19 protein-coding genes are annotated in these 18,778 nt (G+C 45.4%); 7 read left to right on the top strand and 12 right to left on the bottom strand.

Features of this window, described 5'->3' with window-relative positions; all coding sequences use genetic code 11:
• Positions 1-55: 55 nt before the first annotated feature.
• Together KI215_RS07220 and KI215_RS07215 are read right to left on the bottom strand one after the other, a co-directional pair.
• Entirely contained in the window at positions 56-616 is a 561-nt protein-coding gene (locus KI215_RS07220; RefSeq protein ID WP_212774857.1) for a VOC family protein, read from the bottom strand.
• A gap of 52 nt (positions 617-668) precedes the next feature.
• Positions 669-1,433: a hypothetical protein gene (locus tag KI215_RS07215; protein WP_212774856.1), complete on the bottom strand. Its 765-nt coding sequence runs from the start codon at positions 1,431-1,433 to the stop codon at positions 669-671.
• Positions 1,434-2,252: 819 nt separating this feature from the next.
• Between KI215_RS07215 and KI215_RS07210 the strand changes: the two genes are divergently transcribed.
• Positions 2,253-2,477, top strand: coding sequence for a hypothetical protein (locus KI215_RS07210; protein ID WP_212774855.1), 225 nt, complete (start codon positions 2,253-2,255; stop codon positions 2,475-2,477).
• Positions 2,478-2,581: 104 nt separating this feature from the next.
• On the opposite strand, the gene KI215_RS07205 is transcribed toward KI215_RS07210, so the two are convergent.
• From KI215_RS07205 to KI215_RS07195, 3 genes are all read right to left on the bottom strand, one after another.
• Positions 2,582-3,004, bottom strand: a complete 423-nt coding sequence (locus KI215_RS07205; RefSeq protein ID WP_212774854.1) for a hypothetical protein — start codon at positions 3,002-3,004, stop codon at positions 2,582-2,584.
• A 703-nt stretch (positions 3,005-3,707) separates the two neighbouring features.
• Positions 3,708-4,556, bottom strand: coding sequence for an esterase/lipase family protein (locus KI215_RS07200; RefSeq protein ID WP_275956746.1), 849 nt, complete (start codon positions 4,554-4,556; stop codon positions 3,708-3,710).
• 1,411 nt (positions 4,557-5,967) lie between these two features.
• Positions 5,968-6,231 (bottom strand): hypothetical protein, encoded by a 264-nt coding sequence (locus tag KI215_RS07195; RefSeq protein ID WP_212774853.1) that lies wholly within the window; start codon positions 6,229-6,231, stop codon positions 5,968-5,970.
• A gap of 1,527 nt (positions 6,232-7,758) precedes the next feature.
• Between KI215_RS07195 and KI215_RS07190 the strand changes: the two genes are divergently transcribed.
• A complete protein-coding gene (locus KI215_RS07190) occupies positions 7,759-8,064 on the top strand; it encodes a hypothetical protein (protein WP_212774852.1) in 306 nt (101 codons plus the stop codon).
• Between the two features lie 105 nt (positions 8,065-8,169).
• Here the strand turns inward: KI215_RS07190 and KI215_RS07185 are convergent, their stop codons facing one another.
• The 3 genes from KI215_RS07185 to KI215_RS07175 form a co-directional block, all read right to left on the bottom strand.
• Positions 8,170-8,616, bottom strand: a complete 447-nt coding sequence (locus KI215_RS07185; protein WP_212774851.1) for a putative toxin-antitoxin system toxin component, PIN family — start codon at positions 8,614-8,616, stop codon at positions 8,170-8,172.
• On the bottom strand, positions 8,597-8,878 hold the full coding sequence (locus KI215_RS07180; RefSeq protein WP_246512237.1) for an AbrB/MazE/SpoVT family DNA-binding domain-containing protein: 282 nt from the start codon (positions 8,876-8,878) through the stop codon (positions 8,597-8,599). Before KI215_RS07180 ends, KI215_RS07185 begins: the two co-directional genes overlap by 20 nt.
• Positions 8,879-9,018: 140 nt before the next feature.
• The gene (locus KI215_RS07175) at positions 9,019-9,498 is read right to left on the bottom strand and encodes a hypothetical protein (RefSeq protein WP_212774850.1); all 480 of its coding nucleotides are present in this window, start codon (positions 9,496-9,498) and stop codon (positions 9,019-9,021) included.
• A gap of 10 nt (positions 9,499-9,508) precedes the next feature.
• Here KI215_RS07175 and KI215_RS07170 point away from each other — a divergent pair, with 10 nt between their 5' ends.
• Positions 9,509-9,775, top strand: coding sequence for a hypothetical protein (locus KI215_RS07170; protein WP_212774849.1), 267 nt, complete (start codon positions 9,509-9,511; stop codon positions 9,773-9,775).
• 46 nt (positions 9,776-9,821) lie between these two features.
• Here the strand turns inward: KI215_RS07170 and KI215_RS07165 are convergent, their stop codons facing one another.
• A complete protein-coding gene (locus tag KI215_RS07165) occupies positions 9,822-10,736 on the bottom strand; it encodes a class I SAM-dependent methyltransferase (protein WP_212774848.1) in 915 nt (304 codons plus the stop codon).
• A gap of 629 nt (positions 10,737-11,365) precedes the next feature.
• On the opposite strand from KI215_RS07165, the gene fdhA reads away from it, so the two are divergent.
• On the top strand, positions 11,366-12,583 hold the full coding sequence (gene fdhA, locus KI215_RS07160; protein WP_212774847.1) for a formaldehyde dehydrogenase, glutathione-independent: 1,218 nt from the start codon (positions 11,366-11,368) through the stop codon (positions 12,581-12,583).
• 226 nt (positions 12,584-12,809) lie between these two features.
• Here fdhA and KI215_RS07155 read toward each other — a convergent pair whose 3' ends face one another.
• Positions 12,810-13,781, bottom strand: a complete 972-nt coding sequence (locus KI215_RS07155) for a TolB-like translocation protein (RefSeq protein ID WP_212774846.1) — start codon at positions 13,779-13,781, stop codon at positions 12,810-12,812.
• Between the two features lie 139 nt (positions 13,782-13,920).
• Between KI215_RS07155 and KI215_RS07150 the strand changes: the two genes are divergently transcribed.
• The 3 genes from KI215_RS07150 to KI215_RS15910 all read left to right on the top strand — a co-directional run bounded on the left by KI215_RS07150 (position 13,921) and on the right by KI215_RS15910 (position 16,291).
• Entirely contained in the window at positions 13,921-14,064 is a 144-nt protein-coding gene (locus KI215_RS07150; RefSeq protein ID WP_212774845.1) for a hypothetical protein, read from the top strand.
• Between the two features lie 997 nt (positions 14,065-15,061).
• Positions 15,062-15,370, top strand: a complete 309-nt coding sequence (locus KI215_RS15915; RefSeq protein ID WP_246512236.1) for a cytochrome P450 family protein — start codon at positions 15,062-15,064, stop codon at positions 15,368-15,370.
• A gap of 135 nt (positions 15,371-15,505) precedes the next feature.
• Entirely contained in the window at positions 15,506-16,291 is a 786-nt protein-coding gene (locus KI215_RS15910) for a cytochrome P450 (RefSeq protein ID WP_246512235.1), read from the top strand.
• A gap of 1,043 nt (positions 16,292-17,334) precedes the next feature.
• On the opposite strand, the gene KI215_RS07140 is transcribed toward KI215_RS15910, so the two are convergent.
• Positions 17,335-17,871 (bottom strand): GNAT family N-acetyltransferase, encoded by a 537-nt coding sequence (locus KI215_RS07140; RefSeq protein ID WP_212774844.1) that lies wholly within the window; start codon positions 17,869-17,871, stop codon positions 17,335-17,337.
• Between the two features lie 190 nt (positions 17,872-18,061).
• Positions 18,062-18,331: a hypothetical protein gene (locus KI215_RS07135; RefSeq protein WP_212774843.1), complete on the bottom strand. Its 270-nt coding sequence runs from the start codon at positions 18,329-18,331 to the stop codon at positions 18,062-18,064.
• Between the last annotated feature and the right edge of the window lie 447 nt (positions 18,332-18,778).

Genomic DNA, 18,778 nt, shown 5'->3' with positions numbered 1-18,778 from the left:
ATTTTGAAAACCGCCGACAATAACAGACAAACCCTATTATACACCAAGCCGAAGCTTAGCCCTTTGATGTGGTGTAATCCGTGGGGAGGCACCCCTCCAGAGCACGGTCCAGAGGAGCATAGGATTGCTCCATGGATCGGGTGTACATTTCTACTACGTTTCCTTCCGGATCTTTGAAATAGAGCGCACGATATTCCGGTTCAAATTGCCGGATGGTGACGGGAATACCGAGTGATTGCAACTGTTCAAAGGTACGGTCGAAATCTTTTTCCTCAATGTACAGGGCAAAATGCACATGTTTGCCACCTTCATCATACAGCTCAGGAGACGGCCAGGAGGTAACGGGTTGATGTTGAATCTTGCGCTCCTGCGGTGTCCATTTCCGGGGAAGCCACAACCCCAACCGTGTGTTTCCTCCTACATAAAGCCAAGTTGCCCAGACATACGGATGTCTGCGGCTCACGAATTGCTCCTCTTGGAAACCGCTCACACCGGGCTCCCACTTCCATTGATCCACGACGGGAAACCCGAGCACTTCCGACCAGAAGTGTACGGCACGATCCATATCCGCCACTTCCAATACCAATTCCGACACGCCCTTGACAGGAAGTTTCATATCAGCGATCCCTCCGACACAAGGTGGCAAAAATGAATAATTTTTATAATATTTACGATATGTTATAATATTGTTTAAGTATTTTATCAAATTCTTTCCAATAAATAAGTGTTTTACTGGCTTTTTCAGTTTGGTGTTTGTCAATCCTAACTCCTTCAGCAATAAGTTGAATTCTTTTTTCTGGATTATCTTTTTTTCCTGCTCGGAGTATCGAGAGTTCCTTTAGTTCTTTTTTACCGTTTACCCATGTCCATTCCAATAAAGGCAGATCATCAATTTCATTTTTTGTTGGTATGGTTTCACCAACCCAGTCACATATCACAAAAATGGGGTGAGTATCACCAGTCCACTCTTCTGCAATTTCAACTACTTTTAAAATGATATATTTACCTGAGAGTAAGCGATAACTTATAGCGTCACCAATCTTTAAGTTGGTTTTCTCAACAAAACGTTTTGGTACTTTCTTTGGTGAAGGTTGAGGAGAATTGAGTTGTTCCTTCAGCTTATTCAATACTTCTTGACGTTTCTTTTTTAGTTTAGGGTCATCTTTCCAACGTTCTAATTCAACTCCGCTAACAATAATCTCAATTGCTTTCGTTTTTACCTCATCTTGAAGTCTGCCTAATTTCCATTGAATAGCTGCTAATGACAACCAAAATACAAGCGTATCTTCTGTATCCATTTCTTTTCCAAACTCTTCAATTAGGATCTGAGTGGCTTGTTTACCAGTAAAACCATCACCAATTAGGTCTTTATAGTGAAAACGGACTGTTTCCGCTACATCATCTGAAAAAATGCCTACTCCCCACGCACCCATGAGAATTCAACTCCTTACCCATGATACTAGCTGTAAAATCATCATGTGTAAACTGTAAAAACCTCTATATAACCAACCGGATCAAAGAATGGGTTGAACCCAAGTTGAGTTTTTTCATAAGGCAAGAAACTGGGCTTTTGTGAGGGTGTAGCCTCATGCAACTATAACGCTAATATTAGATAGTGGACATATATGTTACACATCTTCCTGTGCCTCTTCCAGCCTCAGCAAATCCTTGAAGCGAATAATTTTTCGGTCATCCCCGTTGGCGATCTTCAACCACTTTTTGTACGGATCCACCTTTGTTACAAGCCGTAGAATTGTTCCGGTCCGTAAGTGGTCGTATAAGTCACAATCACCGCTTTATTTCCTACCCTTACCCCGCCGAGATGGCCGCCCGCGGCACCGCCGCGGCCACCCGTTCGGCTCCTCTGAACCCCGGAGCCTGGGGCCGGGCCACCGGGCTCCTCCTTCTCAGTTACTTCCCTTCGAGTCCCTTGTGTTGCCGTCGCTTTTCTGGATCTACTGTGGTCGGCGGCGCAGAAAACGGGGCACCGATGCCCCGTTTTCCTCTAGTCTTGCTTCTTTTTTTGTCTCCGATATGCCCGTAGGCGACAGATGTCGGAGCAGAATTTCGCGTCCCTTCTAATAGGGAAAAACTCGCGACCACATTCCTTACATCGCATTCCTGACCCTCCAGCTTAATACTCCGTAAAGGAAGATGCAGTCTGTCGGCCAATACATAATAAATAAAATTGTTTATTAAGTTTCTTAATGGGTATTTAGATTAATGAATAAATTAAATGGAGGTACAGACCCATGATGAACGATATGGAGCATTGCAGGATTCGGACCGAAGAAATCCGTCAGGAAGCGAAAATGATCAGGCAAAGTCCTATTTCACTTCGTAAATATTTGGAGTGGTTCAAAACCCTTCCCCTGCCGGGTGAGGGTGTTAAAAGCCGGATTTGGTCTTCGGTTCAAAAGGGCGAACAAGCGAATGGATCGAAGAGGCACGGCCGCCGCGGTGTCGGGTTGGAATGAAAAACGAAAACAGCTCCTCGAAAAAACCCGATAACCCCAGTCGTACTAAGGGGTTTCGGGGTTTTTTCTAATGTAACACAATTCGTCGCAGGGTAGGTACTCTCTTAACCTTCGTGCTTGGGTGGTTCTAACCAAGAGCCCTCCGGGGCTGAAGGGGATGGGCGGGGCAAGATACGGATATTGCGATCCATCTGTCGTGCCTGTTCTGAATAATGGGCATCATCATCATGCTTGTCTGATTTCATTTTTTCTCGTACGAATTTATAAATCTGGTCATAATCTATCGCTTGTTCTAATGCTTTAGTTAGTGCTTTCTTTAGGTCAGAGTCCTGAATGTTATTCATTTCAAAAGCGTTACTTACGATAGATTCAAAATTAGGTTTCAATTCGTTTTTATTGTTGGATATAGAGGTGGTACCTAGGTATGAGCTGTGACGATGTCTTATTTTGTAGGGTTTCCAACGATAATAGTACATCATCTGCAAATTCACCATGTTAGGATCCATATGCCACCATTGATAATACAAAGCCTTCACTCCTTTTGGTTCTGGTTCGACTTGCATTGATATTGTATGCCCGTCTATCCGTAGAGTCACTGATGCAATATCCTATTCATACAGGTGCGGATAACTCACCCCAACTGGGCCGGGTCAGGGCAAAAGCGTCTTTTGGGACACTCGTCAAGGGTTCGCTTCGTGACCGCCAGGGCAGAGCTAAAATATAATCCGAGCATCAAATTTGAAGTCTGACTTCACATTTGGGAACAATTGTTGATATATTGATTAAACAAAAAATTGGTGAAAAAACCTATATTGTACAGGGGGTTGCTAATGATCGGGAAATGGAAAATCCACATCAAGAATCCCGAGAACCTCAATGCAGCTAGGAAACGGGCATATCAATTGTTGTTGCAGTGGTACCATGAGGACAAATTAAGTGTCAAGGCCAACGACACCGCAAAGAAAAATGTTAATCCTAATAAGACTTCCTAATTGGAAGCGAGGCTGTTGACAAACCCTACATCAAGGGGTCGGGACGCGATTTTCCGCCTCTGCTTAGGCACAGAGGTGAGTCGCTCGGCGGAAAATCGGCTTTTCGGCACATAGCATGCCCCCTTCAAGCAGACAAGCAATCAAAAGCGTCCATCTGCTTGAAGGGGGCTGTTCCATGGCCATCGGTTCAGTCAGGCGTTCTTATAGATCGGGCGGGGATTCGGAAACGAAATGTTGATCATTTCATGGCGCGGTCGGGATTAGCTGGCCCGGCATGTTCGAGCGCATCCAAAACAAAGCGGAATACATTGGGATCATACGAAATCCCCACGTGTCCCACCCAGTCCAGAGGATAGTAGTCCTGCAGGGTGATGTTGGTTACCTGTGTGGAAGGACCATCCAGAAAAGCGGAGGTGTATGGGATGACGATTTCATCGGCTTTCGTTGCGATGACGGTATAGGAAACCGGATCCGGGGTTTCATCGCCATTGTTCAACTTGTTCAAAAAATCGGATCCTGATCCTTGTTGTTGGCAGGCAACACAGAGATCGAGAGGAACGCCCCACGCCGTCAACAAAGTCCCGTGATTGGACGGAGCCAGCCCTATCAAGTCATCCACTTTTTCCGCTCCGCCGAGAAATTTAATATAGTAGCGGGGCATCATACCTCCTTGGCTGTGGCCGATGATCGAAACTTTTTTGGCTCCTGTATGGGCGAGAACTCGATCCACGAAGGTTTTTAATTCGTCAGCCGATTGTTCGATCGGTCCTGTGGAAGGGCCGGCGCTACTGAAGCCATAATTCAGGCTGTAAACGCAGTAACCTTTTTTCGCCAAGTAAGGGGACAGGTCTGCCCAGTTTTGCCACATCGTCTCAAAAGTTCCCGGGACAAGCACGATCGGCTCCGGGTGTGATGCGTCCGGACGGCATTCCGGATCATTGGCTCCCGGTGGTGGCGTTCCTTGCTTTTCCAGAAACGTTTTAAAATCGTCGGCGGCATGGGTCGAAGAGGCGGGAAAGACGGTCATCAAGCTGACCAACAGGCTTACCAAGATCATCAAAGAAATCCGTCGGTACTTTTTGGCCATTTTTGTCACACCCCAATCATCATATTTTTTTGAATACTATAATTATAATAACAAATTCGGTCTCCGGAATGAAAGACCGCGGGAAACGAGTGTTGTACGTCTGTGATATTGTCATCCCATATCGCATCTGAAAAAATGTCAGTTATAGGAGAGAAGACGATTACCACGAGCAGAAAAGAAGCCAAACGTTTGGCTGTCATCCAACGTCTCGGAGAGTTTGTCAGCAGTCCCACTTCCTAATTGGAAGCCTTTTTCTTTTTTGACGAAAACATTGGCCTAAAATGACTAAATTGACGCCCTACCTTTGAGCATCCCGATCCCCACGGCGACACACAAAAAAAGCGGCCCCGAACAAGGGGTTACGAGCGTATACAAAGATCTATGTCCCATATGGGCTTGGTCTATTGACACACTTCAGCCGTGGGAGGCACCCACGGGACACCCTCACAAAGGGATGTTTCGATTTTCCCTTTCGTACCGGACCGCACATTCAATCTTTGGGGAGAAGTATATTTTCATAAATATAGTTTCTAAAACAAACAAAATATTTCGGGATTAATAGAATATATTATCAAAGATTGGAAGGAAGAATTCTATGAGAGATCTTACAAGAATCAACTCTCGGGAAGAGGAAGTATCTGTGAAACAGGCAATAAGAATCATCTCTCTTCGTCGTGGAGAAACCCGAACAGTACGTTGTGGAAGGAGATCACTTCGTACTCGTCGATTTACTATTAGACCAGGCGAAGTTTTAGTTGTTATTTGTGCTAGAACAAGACGAGTATTCGTTTTCTTCTGTAGAGGATTTAGAATCAGAAGAACAATTGTAGGAGTTGTACCTGAAAACACGGTTGTTACCGTTAGATGTTTATAAAATCAACACTGAATCCCCAAGCGAATCCTAGGCTTTCTGATCCGGCTAACCAATCGTAACCGCGATTGGTCTTTTTACTTTTAACGTTTTCGATATGCCCGCTGGCGGTAAGCGTTCGAACAATATTTTGCGTCTCTTCGAGTAGGAACAAACTCACGGGCACATTCTTTGCAAACCATTAGATCCCCCAACCAAATACTCACATCCCGATATATTACCGTTTCCCGTATACAAATAAGGTTTTTTTAGCAGAACAACTCTGTAAAGAAGAGGTTTCTCTTGTCTCAAAAAGGATCGTTTTTGAGACTTCTCAACGGAGCCCCTTGTGTTACCGTCAAACAGGCTTTCTTTCGGTCTCAAAACTCAGTATCAAAATCAAAGTCTCAATAGCGACTGTTTCAACGAGTTATGAGACATCCGCTAGGTTGCAAGCCCTAGACGGGTTTGCTGGCGGAGGGAAGTTCTTGGAAACCTCTCTTTGGAATCGGTATGAAAAACCAGCGACATAGTCGCTGAGTTGGGTTATTTTTTAAAGGTTTAAGATACACTTAATAACCAAAGACATAAAATGGAGAGTGCAACCGAAAGAATCGCTTGGAAAAGTTTCCATTTCTTCTCTTTTTCTATTTTTGAAAGAATTGATTGGAAAAGTTTCCATTTCTTCACTTTTTCTGCTTTATTGTAATAATCCAACCAATAAAAGATTGCAAGTAAACCCCAACCAACTGAACCGAACCACAAGCGTTTCGCGTCTGTAAAGATAAGAGAAGCTAGCAAAAATAGTAGAGCGAGAGTTTTCATTAAGATATTCCTCCACATTATAAAGCTCACTTTCACTACTATCATAGTTGGATAGAAAATAGTTTACAACAATAGTATTTTAAATAAAGTGTACTTTTACTCTGTTGATAACCTTTATCATTCATGCCGATGAACTTAGAAAAGGCGCCGGGAACTTACCCTACGATAAACCTCAGATCAACGAACAATGTTTTCCAACGTTTTAACTCCGGTGGTTAATACAAAGATCTATGTCCCATATGGGCATGGTCTATTGATACGCTAAGCGCAGAACGGTAATATCAGATTAGCAAGCGCCCCAATAACATGTCCCAAAAATATATTACAACAGGAGGATACAAATGACGGTTTACGGCTATGCCCGTATCGACCAACCACCAAGACATAACGCCGCAGATCGCGGAATTGAAGCGGTATGGTTACGAGGTAATCTACCAGGAGAAGGTGAGCGGTAAAAACGCGACGGGTACCGTCCGCGTATCCTCAAGTTAATTGCTTACCCAGAGTTGAGCCTATAATATTCAACCAAACATAGTTACGTTTCTTCCATAGTGAAAATAAAAAACGCCACTTTTGTGGCGTGAAACTGCTGACAAAGGTAGCAGGTCAGCAGAGAAAAAAGAACACCTCAGTTGTGGGAAACAATTTTTTGGATCTATATTACACCCTAATTACAAGAGATATTCACCTTAACCCATCACCTAGATGTGAAATGGTAGGACCTAGCAGGTTTCTGAACATGCAATGCAAGAGCTAAGTTCGCATTTTTTTCAAACAGGAAAAACCCCTTTATGAGAGAAAAGACTATAATGAGGGATGGTCTTCTGGTTTTTCTATGAAAGGGGGAAATAGATGAGAAAAATCAAGCTGGCTTCTCCACTAAGGTGGAGTTTCTTTTGTATAATCTTGACATTTGGATATTGGCTTCTTCCTTGGTCTTGGACTCATGATAACGTATTATTTAGTCTACTATCCCTGTTCATCGCTACATTTTTCGCATATGTCATAGCAAAAGAAAGAGAAGTTTCTCTCATCCAAGCTATTTGCATTGTAGGATGTAGTTTTCTTTTCGGAGTCGTAGTTGCTCTCCTCTTTGGTCCTAAGTAAAAAATTCCCCAAAAGTTTATCGCTTGCATCCATTCTTGGTTTGTTGGCACCATGTTACACGCCAAGTCCCTGGCACGAATAGCCCCCGTCCTCTTGTTGACGGCCCGGGCTTCTCCCGCTCAGCGAAGAAAGGTGATTTATAGTCAGTGTCAGGTTAAGGGGCATATCTGCTTTAGCTATGGGGGTGAGAGCGAGCATCGGACGAGGTTGACCCTTTTGCAAGTTCGACTCTTCTAAGCCTTTGTTTTCCCAGCCAAACATTCGGCTGGGGGTTGAGCTTGGTCTGTAAGATTTCGCAGTTTTCAATTAAGACTAATTTTCCTAATTAATGAAAAGAAGCAGTTGAGTAAGGGATTATTCGGGAATCCCCTGTCCTTGAGGATGGGGGAGTGGTCAAATTTAACGAAAGGAAAATGAAGTATGAAACAGGAAAAAATAAATCAATTAAAATGGGGAATTTGGAGTATTTTATCGTTCATGATCGTGTTCTTTGGTATTTTAGCTTGGGTGTTACCCAATGTCATAGCGAAATTAGATTATGGTTTTGATCAAGGTATTCCTCTATGGGCCTTAACAATCTTTGTGAATCCGGTCGGAGTTATTTTCGGGGTCATTGGTGTAATAAGAAATAATCGCTTTTCCTTATTATGGACAATAGTAAATGCTTTTTTAACTATAAGTTTTATACCGATGTTTTATCTTATTACTTGGCTTTATGGACCTTAATCCATGTTGAGGGTATTGAGGGATTACTCTCAACTCCTTGTTTAAGCCGTACAGTTTCAGTCTGATAGGCTGCCGCTTTGGCGCAGTGTTCCCGCGCCTTTTTCTTTATCGTGTTCGGATGATGTTTCTGCAAAAGTCCCGGACAAAATCCCCTGGAGTGTACACCGCTAAATACTCTTTGATTTCGTCCGTATGAACATCCTTGTCCCCTGAGATCAAAATATCCGGCTGGGCGAGAATTGCGGAGGCTAAAATAGGCTTGTCCTTTTCATCCCGAATATGTGGTACAGGAAAGTCAATTTCTTGCGGAGTGTAGATTAATTCAAAATCCATCCTGGTAAAAAGACGGTCCCAGGCAGGTAAAGCCCGGGGGAATTCTCTTTTAAGAACGTTAAATACCTCGTGTATGGCGTCCTCTGATAAAAGAATGTGGTGACAATCCATTAGACAGTTTAGGCATTTTCGTGCTTCGGAATTCGGCCAAACAACTGCTGAGATCAAAACATTGGTATCGAGAAACACACGGAAATGATTATTTCCCGTATCGCTCACGATACCGCTCCTCTCTCACACGCTCCAAGGCGTCTAAAAGCTGCTGCTCAGTGATCCCCTCTTCTTCCGCCATGCGCGCAATCTCATTGGCTATACTGTTGAACGCCAGGGTGCTGGCTTTAGTAATGGTGATTTTCCCGTCCTCATCCTCTACAAAAGCGACTTTATCCCCTTCCTTTAGGTTCAATCGCTCCCGAATACTTTTGGGTATGGTCACTTGTCCCTTGGCGCTCATCCTGGACATTTCCATACTGATACCCATTTATCTACCCTCCTTAACCGTCTTTACCTTCTTTACTTTTACAACTAGTATACCAGATCCAACCGAAAATATCCATGTCACGGAAGAAGTCTGCATTCAAACCTCCTCTAAAAAAAGCTTGGACGGAATAACTATCACAATCAATCCGACAGCCATCTATCCTCAAGTTGCTGAAGGTATTGCTGTGGATTCTTTTTAAAACGCAAGTGTTTCCGATGCTCTTGTATTCGGTTGTGCCAGCATTCCCATTCTTTATGGTAGTCTCGATAGTTGACAGCCTGTAAACGGGCCATCAAGTTGGGAGCTTGGATGGCATTTTCCACAAAGACAATCAGTTCTCCGTATCGCTGGATATATCGATTCCATTGCCGCAAGCCGGTGATCCTGCAATGCTTTCGTTTAATTCCTTTGATAAACAACTCTAAATCATTGTTGGTTCGCGGAATTAGGGAGTGATCGTACCAGGTGAACAATCCTTTCCAAAATCCCTGACTGTATCGTTTGAGGTTGTCGACAAAGGGTTGATCAAACGGCTGGGTAAGGATGGCTTCCGTTTCGATGAGGTACCGGGACAACTGTTGTTCCACACTTTGACTGGTCTTATGAGGCGTTGGTTCCAAGATTCGTCTGATGTCGAGGGATGTCGACCCTCACCATTTCAGTAGTGCACCGACGCCGAATCTTCAGGCTAATGAAGATCCGGCCTGGGTCCGGGTGGGGTTGCCGTACAGGATCGGCGCGGGTCTCGCCGGTGGTGACTGGGAGGAGATCCGGACCATGCTGGAGCGTTGTTCGGAGGAGTTTGGAATGGAGATCGAGCTTTATCGGTTGAACTGGGACAGGTGGGGTGACGGCAGCAGATTCGGATGTCCGCTAAATATCATTAGCGGACATTAAAAGAGGACTTTGCTCGTTATTCCCTTCTGTGACAGTCGATCATTAGTTATGCGATCACTGCCCACGCAAAGTGTACATGTTCGAACGCATGATAACCATCCGTGCGTCCCTGAAAGTAGCGTGCTTCGATGTCGGATGGACCTAAATTCTCATGAAGATGTAAACCAATACTTGCGAGGTCTGCGGCAAGCGTGGACGGATCAAAGCCTGTTTTCATCGGTTCGCCTGCCCGTCGTACAATCTCCTGCATCCGTTGCACACGTTTAGCCGCTCTCTCGGGGACGAAAGCGTCAGTATCCAGGTAATCGAAAATGATCGTGCTACCCACAGGTGCGATATCGGTAAGAGAACGCAACGTGTCGAACACCACGTCGCGGGTCAAGTAATAGGTGACGCCTAACCAGCTAAAGAAGCTTAATGTATGCTGATCATACGATGAACGCTTGAGTGCCGTTACCAGACTCTCCTTCGTGAAATCCACCGGAACGAAGTGCAGTTGCGCTGGATATTCCCAGCCCAACCTAGAGAGGCGATGACGTTTTAAGGCTTGTGTGGCGGGGTGGTCAACCTCGAACACCTGAAGCTGCCTTAACATCTCCGGTCGCCGAAACGCAAAGGTATCCATTCCTGCCCCGAGGATCACATATTGCTGCACCCCCTGTTTGACGGCTGTCTCAAGGCTATCTTCCGTGTATCTCGCTCGACTGAGGGTTATGGGTGTGCTCTGGGTTCGCATTACCCACGCCAAGGCGGTCTCCTGGTCAGGGCACGATGCAGCACGTTCAGGGTCAAAAAACTTGAGAGCCCCCGCCAGATTCCGTCCCATATTTGTGAACTCCTCATCCGTAAACAAATGATAGGCGAGAAAGTCATTAAAGATCTTTGGGGAATCGTACATAGCATGATACGCACGAGCGTAGGCAGATATCAGTGCGGTAAGGCTAACTTGGTTTTCTTCCATCGAAAATCCTCCTTTTTAGAAAGGTCGTGATCTGGAAAAAAGCATCATCTTTATCTGATTAAATCATCAGATGTAATTACATATAATATGTATCACATTTTTTAATTTTATGTCAATAAAATTTTTATTATATCATAATTTTATATATTTGTCAAGTATTACTTTCATGTTTGCTGTGACCAAGTGTAAATAACGAGAAACTTATGGTTGATACTTAGTATTACTTAATGTCCGCTAAATACCATTAGCGGACATTAGCTCCCCACAAAATCACCTCTCAATGTCCGCTAAGGTTTCGGATATCCTCAAAATATCATGTCCACTAAGGTAACAGCAAAATCAACGGAGCGATTTTGTGTTCGGTACAATTGCTGGCCGAGGCCAGCCACCAAACCGGCGTGGCTTCTACCGATAATTATCCCCATTATAAGATGCAGCTTGTACTTAGGCTTCATCGAGTTCGAGTCTACGATCTACCGTACATTAGAGGAGTTTTAGGTCACTTAAATAGAACGGAGGAATCAATCTCCCTTGTTTAGCGTAGGATTTTTTTAAATTACCATCGGTACCTTTTATGGCGGAACAATCGCTTATAAGTATTAATTTTAAATGTAAAGGGGAATGGAAAAATGGCGGGAAATCGAGCAGTGGTTTATACAGGACCGGGAAAGGTTGAAGTTCAGACAATTGACTATCCTGAACTTGTGTTGAGGGATGGTCCAGGAGTAAATCCTTTGAATGTAGGACGAAAATGTGAACATGGAGTGATTTTAAAGGTTGTTTCAACTAATATTTGTGGCAGTGACCAGCATATGGTCAGAGGACGCACAACAGCTCCTTCCGGGCTTGTTCTTGGACATGAAATTACGGGTGAAGTCATTGAAGTAGGACGGGATGTTGAGTTTGTCAAAAAAGGCGACCTTGTGTCGGTTCCGTTCAACATCGCTTGCGGTCGTTGCCGTAATTGTAAAGAACAGAACACACACGTGTGCTCGAATGTTAATCCCGACCGACCGGGATCGGCATATGGATATGTTGATATGGGTGGGTGGGTCGGTGGACAAGCGGAATACGTAATGGTTCCTTATGCAGATTTTCAACTGCTTAAGTTTCCGGACAAAGATCAGGCAATGGAAAAAATTCGAGACCTCACAATGCTTTCTGATATTTTCCCGACCGGTTATCACGGCGCATTAAGTGCAGGTGTCAAGCCGGGCTCAACGGTTTACGTGGCTGGAGCCGGACCGGTAGGACTTGCTGCAGCACATTCTGCTCAACTTCTAGGAGCTGCGGTAGTCATCGTAGGCGACCTTAATGAACAAAGGCTGGCCCAAGCACGCAGCTTTGGATGTGAGACGATTGACGTAAGTAAACACGATAATATTGCAGAGCAAATTGAACAGGTACTTGGCGTTCCGGAAGTGGATGCTGCTATTGACTGCGTAGGTTTCGAAGCACACGGGCATGGGCCGAATCATACGGAAGCGCCAGCCACCGTATTGAATTCAATAATGGATATTACCCGTGCCGGTGGTCGTCTCGGCATCCCCGGTTTGTATGTAACAGGGGATCCTGGTGCTGTGGATGAAGATGCCAAAATTGGCACGCTGAAAATCCGCTTCGGTCTCGGTTGGGCCAAAGCCCATACCATTGTCACTGGCCAAACACCGGTGATGAGATACCACAGGGATTTGATGATGGCTATTTTAAGCGGAAGAGCGAAAATTGCCAAAGCTGTCAATGCAACTGTCATTTCGCTTGATCAAGCTCCGACAGCTTACCGGGATTTTGATAAGGGCGTTTCCAAAAAATTTGTCATTGATCCGCATGGAATGATTAAACAGTAATCTTCTTTGGAATGGAGACTGTTTTCAATTTGAGTAAAGGTTTGGGTATGTAATGGTCGAAAAAACACCGCTGATCTGTTAGCGCAAGGTGGTGGGCGGTAGGTGCAGTAGCGCAGTGGCTAGCATGCTCTTTTTTACAGCCACCCTCTTTTAGGGTGGCTTTTTGGTTCAATCAACTCCCAAGTAGTCCGACAAAGGTAGTAGGTCAACAGTATTACTACTTTTTTCATTGCTTCGCATATCCCCAATCACCGATGGCGGAACCGGCGGGGAGAACTTGTACCGGTGAAGGATTGGCCAAGTCCATCGTGTAAGTTCCGTCACTGGGACTCGTAAAGGCGATTTGATTTCCGTTGGGATTGACCGCCATCCGTGTAATCCAACCATTTCGGCTGTACAAAGGAGATAAAGTTTTTGTAGTCAAATTAAATTGATAGATCCCAAACTGATAATTGGGAGAAGTGACCGTATCGTCACGGATAAAGAAAATCGTATCATTTGCTGTCCACTTGGGATGATACTCATGTTTGTTATCGATCATCAAAGGTTGAGGATTGGTTCCGTCGGCATTGGCAATGAACAGATCCCATTGGTTGCTGGCGAACTGACCCGGTTTCCAATACGCTGAATAGACGATTTTTGTACCGTCAGGTGACCAGTCTGCCGATTCCTCATATACATCGGGCGTGTTTGTGAGATTGGTAAACGTGTTGGTATTGATGTCGTATACCCATAAGTCGCTGGACGTATCCCCTCCGGAACAATGTTCGAAGTCGGTACCCATGCATGCGCTGGAAAACAGGATTTTGCTTCCATCAGGTGACCAAACTGGCTCCACATTTCTCATTCCGTTGTGTGTAATTTGTACTTTGTCGCTGCCGTCGACATTCATGACCCAGATTTCGTAACTTCCCCCGTTCCAATCGGAAACATAGGCGATTTTCTTCCCATCGGGAGACAACACGGGCTCATCTGCCTGATTGTGGGTCTCATCCAAACTAGGGGTTTGGGTCAACTGTTGTTCACCGGTTCCATCAGGATTGGCAATAAACACCTCTCTGCCACCCATATCCCCCACTGCTTTGGAATACACGATCTTCTCCTGAAGGCCCTCGGCCGATGCGGGTGACGCAAAGGACATACCCGTCAACAAGGTCAACAGCATGACCCATGTCCCCCACCAAATTCGACGCTTCATCCTCTCATCCTCCACGTTTTGATGTGAACAAAACAAAGTCTTATATTCTACGAAATTTTTTCATTTCCTCCCGAATGAACAGGTATATGCATGTGGTAAAAGGGAGTTAAATGAAGATCCGGCCTGGGTTCGGGTGGGGTTGCCGTACAGGATCGGTGCGGGTCTCGCCGGTGGAGACTGGGAGGAGATCCGGACCATACTGGAGCGTTGTTCGGAGGAGTTTGGAATGGAGATCGAGCTTTATCGGTTGAACCGGGACAGGTGGGGTGACGGCAGCAGATAGATAAAAAAAGACCTGGCATTATGTGTTGGGGAAGAGGGGAAACCCTCTCTTTTTTTGTGTGTGGATGATGTTTACTTTGCGAAATACATCACATATTATTTATAGGTTGTAGAAAATAAGATTTGGATAACAGCGCGATATAAGAAAATCACTGTCATAATATCGTCACTTATTTTGTGCAATTTATCACAAATTCTTTTACAATCCTTTTATATACTGAAAATGCAAGACATCTTCCAATGGAAACTCTTCAAAGTCCAATGTCGACCCTCACCTTCCCTAGTAGTGCACCGACGCCGAATCCGTGAAAACGCATTGTGCCCGCCTTCATTTTCTGAGCCGGGGTTTTCCCCGGCTTTCAACACCTTCACAGCCCCAAAATTTTGGCCTCTGACGTCATCAATGCGTATTTTCGTGCTGAGATTCAGCTCGTTGACAGAAAACGCTAGGATTCACTTGGGGATAGTTTTATAAACATCTCACGGTAACAACCGTGTTTTCAGGTACAACTCTTCTGATTCTAAATCCTCTACAGAAGAAAACGAATATTCGTCTTGTTCTAGCACAAATAACAACTAAAACTTCGCCTGGTCTAATAGTGAAGTGACGAGTACGAAGTGATGTCCTTTCACAACGTACTGTTCGAGTTTCTCCATGACGTTATTGCCTGTTCCACAGATACTTCCTCTTCCTGAGAGGTAATTCTTGTAGGATTTGTCATAGAATCCTTACTTCCAATCTTTGGTGATATATTCTATTAATCTCGAAATATTTTGTTTGTGTTAGAAAATATATTTATATCCCGTGGGGTAGGCCTCCCACGGTGATGAGATAGGCTATTTTGGCGATAGAGGACAGAAAAGAACCCAGCATAAAAGCCGGGCACTATTGAGACTAAAGCCCGTGAGTTTTCGTTCTTAATTAACAAAAAATTCATTGATTAATGAATTGGGAAACGGGTATAAATGAGGGGAGACTAAGAAATGGAGGACCATTCATGGACAAACAATTCAACTTTGATTTGTTTGCGCCGGATTACAAAGATTTTGCCTACTCGTTGTATGAGGAATTACGCGAAAACGCTCCGGTTTACCGGATAAGGATGCCAAACGGGCTGGATGGCTGGATTATCACTCGTTACGAAGATGCAGTGAATGTGTTGAAGGATCCTCGTTTTCTGAATCGAGGTCGCACCGTGCTGGGGGAAGAGCGATTTTCGCAGTTGATTGCTGCCCCGGAGATAGAATTGTTGCTTCACCATATGTTGGCGATGGACCCGCCAGATCATACGCGATTGCGCGGCTGACCGGATCCAAGCCATTGCGGATGAACTTTTGGATCGGGTGCTAGAGGCGGGGCGTATGGATTTGATCCATAATTATGCCTTCCGCTTCCGATTATCGTCATCAGTGACATGTTGGGAATTCCACTTGATGACCGCATGAAGTTCCGTGATTGGTCCAATGCTATCGTGGATGCTTCCAACCATCCGGAAAAGATGCGGCAAGCGGTTCCACAGATCAAAGAGTTTGTAGCGTACTTAAGTGATTTGATCGAAAATCGCCGGCGATACCCGGCGGAAGATTTGATTTCGGGCCTTGTGCATGCGGAAGCCGAAGGGGAGAAGTTGACGGAAAAAGAGTTGTATGCCATGATTTTCCTGCTGATCGTCGCCGGCCATGAAACAACGGTGAACCTGATCGGAAACGGCGTGTTGGCCTTGTTCGAAAATCCTGAGCAATTGGAGCTTCTCAAAAATCACCCTGAATGGATGCCATCGGCGGTGGAGGAATTTTTGCGTTATTACAGTCCGGTCGAATTTGCCACCAACCGTTTTGCGGGTAAAGAGGTCACCATGCATGGCCAGACAATCAAAAGGGGCGATATGGTGCTTGTGGCACTCGCTTCGGCTAACCGGGATCCGAGACAATTTGCCGATCCGAACCGTTTGGACATCACCCGCAAGCATAATCCCCATATCGGGTTCGGTTATGGCATCCACTATTGCCTTGGGGCTCCGCTTGCCCGATTGGAAGCAAAAATCGCCATTTCCACCCTTATAAAGCGCATTCCCGGTCTTGCGCTTGGCGTGCCACGAAAACAGCTTGAGTGGCGATCCAGCTTTTTGGATGCGAGGACTGAAGATGTTTCCGGTGGTTTACTGAGGGTACTGGCTCCTTTCAACAAGGGGCTCTGTTGGGAAGTCTCAAAAAACGATCGTTTTTGAGACTCGAATTAGACCAAAAAGCCCAGCAATAAAGGCTGGGCAAAATCCACAATGTTATGTCCAATCAATTTACTATTGGAAGTTACGTACGGGGATACGAACGCCCAGATGACATGCTCCTTTAATACACCATATCGACTTCTACTTTTGGCAAGATATCTCGAATCGTCTTACCGTTGATCCTCACCGTTTCCAAGAGCTCTTTGGGCGTTTCGAAATTCTGGGGGTGATCACTGCCGAACAAACAGAACTAAGCAAATACTTAATACGAAATGGCTCATAATCTCAGTTGTCCGTAGATTTGATGTTTATGACCATTACCCAAGGATTAGCTAAAACATAAGGTTCGCCGTCCAAACCAATGAACCATACGAGATCATGGGAATGAGAATGCTGATCACGATAAGGATCCAGTTTCTGATTTCGGATCTGAGCAGGAATTTAAACACAGCATTGATCAAGAAGATCACTAGAGCGGCTATGAAGATGAGATAATATACATGATATTGTGAATAATCGGTCCCCTGTTCAAAATGCTGCATGAAATAAAAATAATCAAATGCATTAATAAGAATGCCCGAAATAAAGAGAAAAACAGCATTCAAGATCAAAAATGCCCCATAACGTTTGATAATCTTCATGCTCTCCTCCATAAAGGTATCTACCAGATATTGTCCTACAAACACCTCAGATTCCCTTCAAATTTCGCCTCTGAGGTGCTTATTGTCCTTTTCAAGAGGGGCCAGGAGATCCCAGCACCAAGTTGTTACGGGAATGGAAGGAGTGGGATGCGAGGTGAAGAACGAAACCAGCTGAAAGTGGTGGCCATCTATGACATCCACGGCAATCTGCCGCCACTATGTGGCTTGGGACCGGATCCTGACCCTGCCGACAATTCGCCCGTCAATCCTGGGAGAATTAGGCAATACAAGGGGTGTCCCCTGCTCTTATGTAATTCAGGGCTTCCTCCAATACTTTACGTATGAATTCCCTCCACTTTACCGTAAAGTCTCAAAAACGACGCGGCTCCATCAAAACCGGATTCACCCCGAAATCAGCTCCCGCTCCATCACCCAGACGACCCGTTCTCCCGCATGATCTTCCGGCAGGTTGAAGAGTTCCTTCATCTCCACCTTGCGGAAGCCGAGGCGGGTCCAGGCGGCTTGGGCGGGGTGGTTGCCGAGCAGGACGCCGAGGCGGACGGAGGTCCATCCAAACCGGCGGCGAGCGAGATCCAGGAAGTGTTCGGTGACTTCACGGCCCAGGCCTTGGCCGTGTAGATCCCGCCGGAAGATGAGGAAACCGATCCAGGGGAAGCCGTCCCTGGGGTTACGCTTCAGGTAGGTCAGAATGCCGGCGGCCGTTTCCGTCTTCTTTTCAAACAGGCCTAGCATACATTCATCTGGGTTCTCGTTCGCTTCTTTCCAGTCTTTCTCCAGCTTGGACAGGGGGTAGTCGGGGCAACCTTCCGTCACTTGCAGGAAAAAGCGGTTGCTGCGGATCACGTCGAGGAAGGCGGGCAGTTCATTCTCGCGAATGGGTCTGGCCAAGATACGTTCGGTTTCAAACTGATCGATCATGGTGTCCTCCGAATTTCCCCTTTTTTTGTAAAAAACGCCGGGAGCCCCGGCGTCGAGGCTGTTGACAAAAATCTCGTAATGCCGCTGGACACGGTTTCCGACTTGCTCCTCTACTCGTGACACAAAGGGAGCGAACTTCCAACCGTGCCGGCCTATAAATCGGGTTTGTCATCGGTACCGACTTCGTCCCTCATAATTGACTTTCTTCACTGCTTCCCGCTGATCTGCGATGGAGTACCACTGCCAGCGTCCCGCCTATTAAAAAGGCAAGCAACAGGATATTCCAATGGAACTCAGCCTCCATATTTGTTGGAGCATACACATTTAACTCCATCCCATTCCACGTGACTGAAGGCCAACCATATAAGCTACCTACCATCGTATATAGGGTACCTATTGCAATAAATAGAAGAACGACACTAATACCACCTTCGAAGAAGCGTTTCACTACTTGTTTCATGAAACTCTCCCTTTCTTTTGGAAATAGGATTACATCTAATTATTCGAATGTTACCATAATATCTCTATCCAATATAGCTGTACGTAGGCCTATGAGTAGTAACGAAACCAAAATTTGGATGTCGGGTAGATCAGGCTCTCGACGGTTCGTTGCCTCGCCGCCGATCTGCCTAGGAGATCGGTGTCAATCGCCTCTTGCCAGTTGCTTAGCGTAGGATTTTGTCAAATTGCTGGCAGTACCCTTATAAGTGTACCCCTATTGGGATACCCCTTTGTGAGGGCACTGGGCGGCCCAACCCACCACTCCAGCCCCATCAGCAACAATCTAATAGGGGTCACCGGACTAAAAAAATTGGCCCTATAGGCTCCCAGGACATCACGCTCAGGACCCCCAAAAGCTTTTGGATTGTAAAAAAATGAAAGAATAGCTGTCAAAAGGCTTAATACA

Source organism: Polycladomyces abyssicola (genome assembly GCF_018326425.1).
GTDB classification, from domain to species: Bacteria; Bacillota; Bacilli; order Thermoactinomycetales; family JIR-001; genus Polycladomyces; species Polycladomyces abyssicola.
Note: the sequence above shows the minus strand (reverse complement) of the source record. Positions and strands in the feature narration are given on the sequence as shown.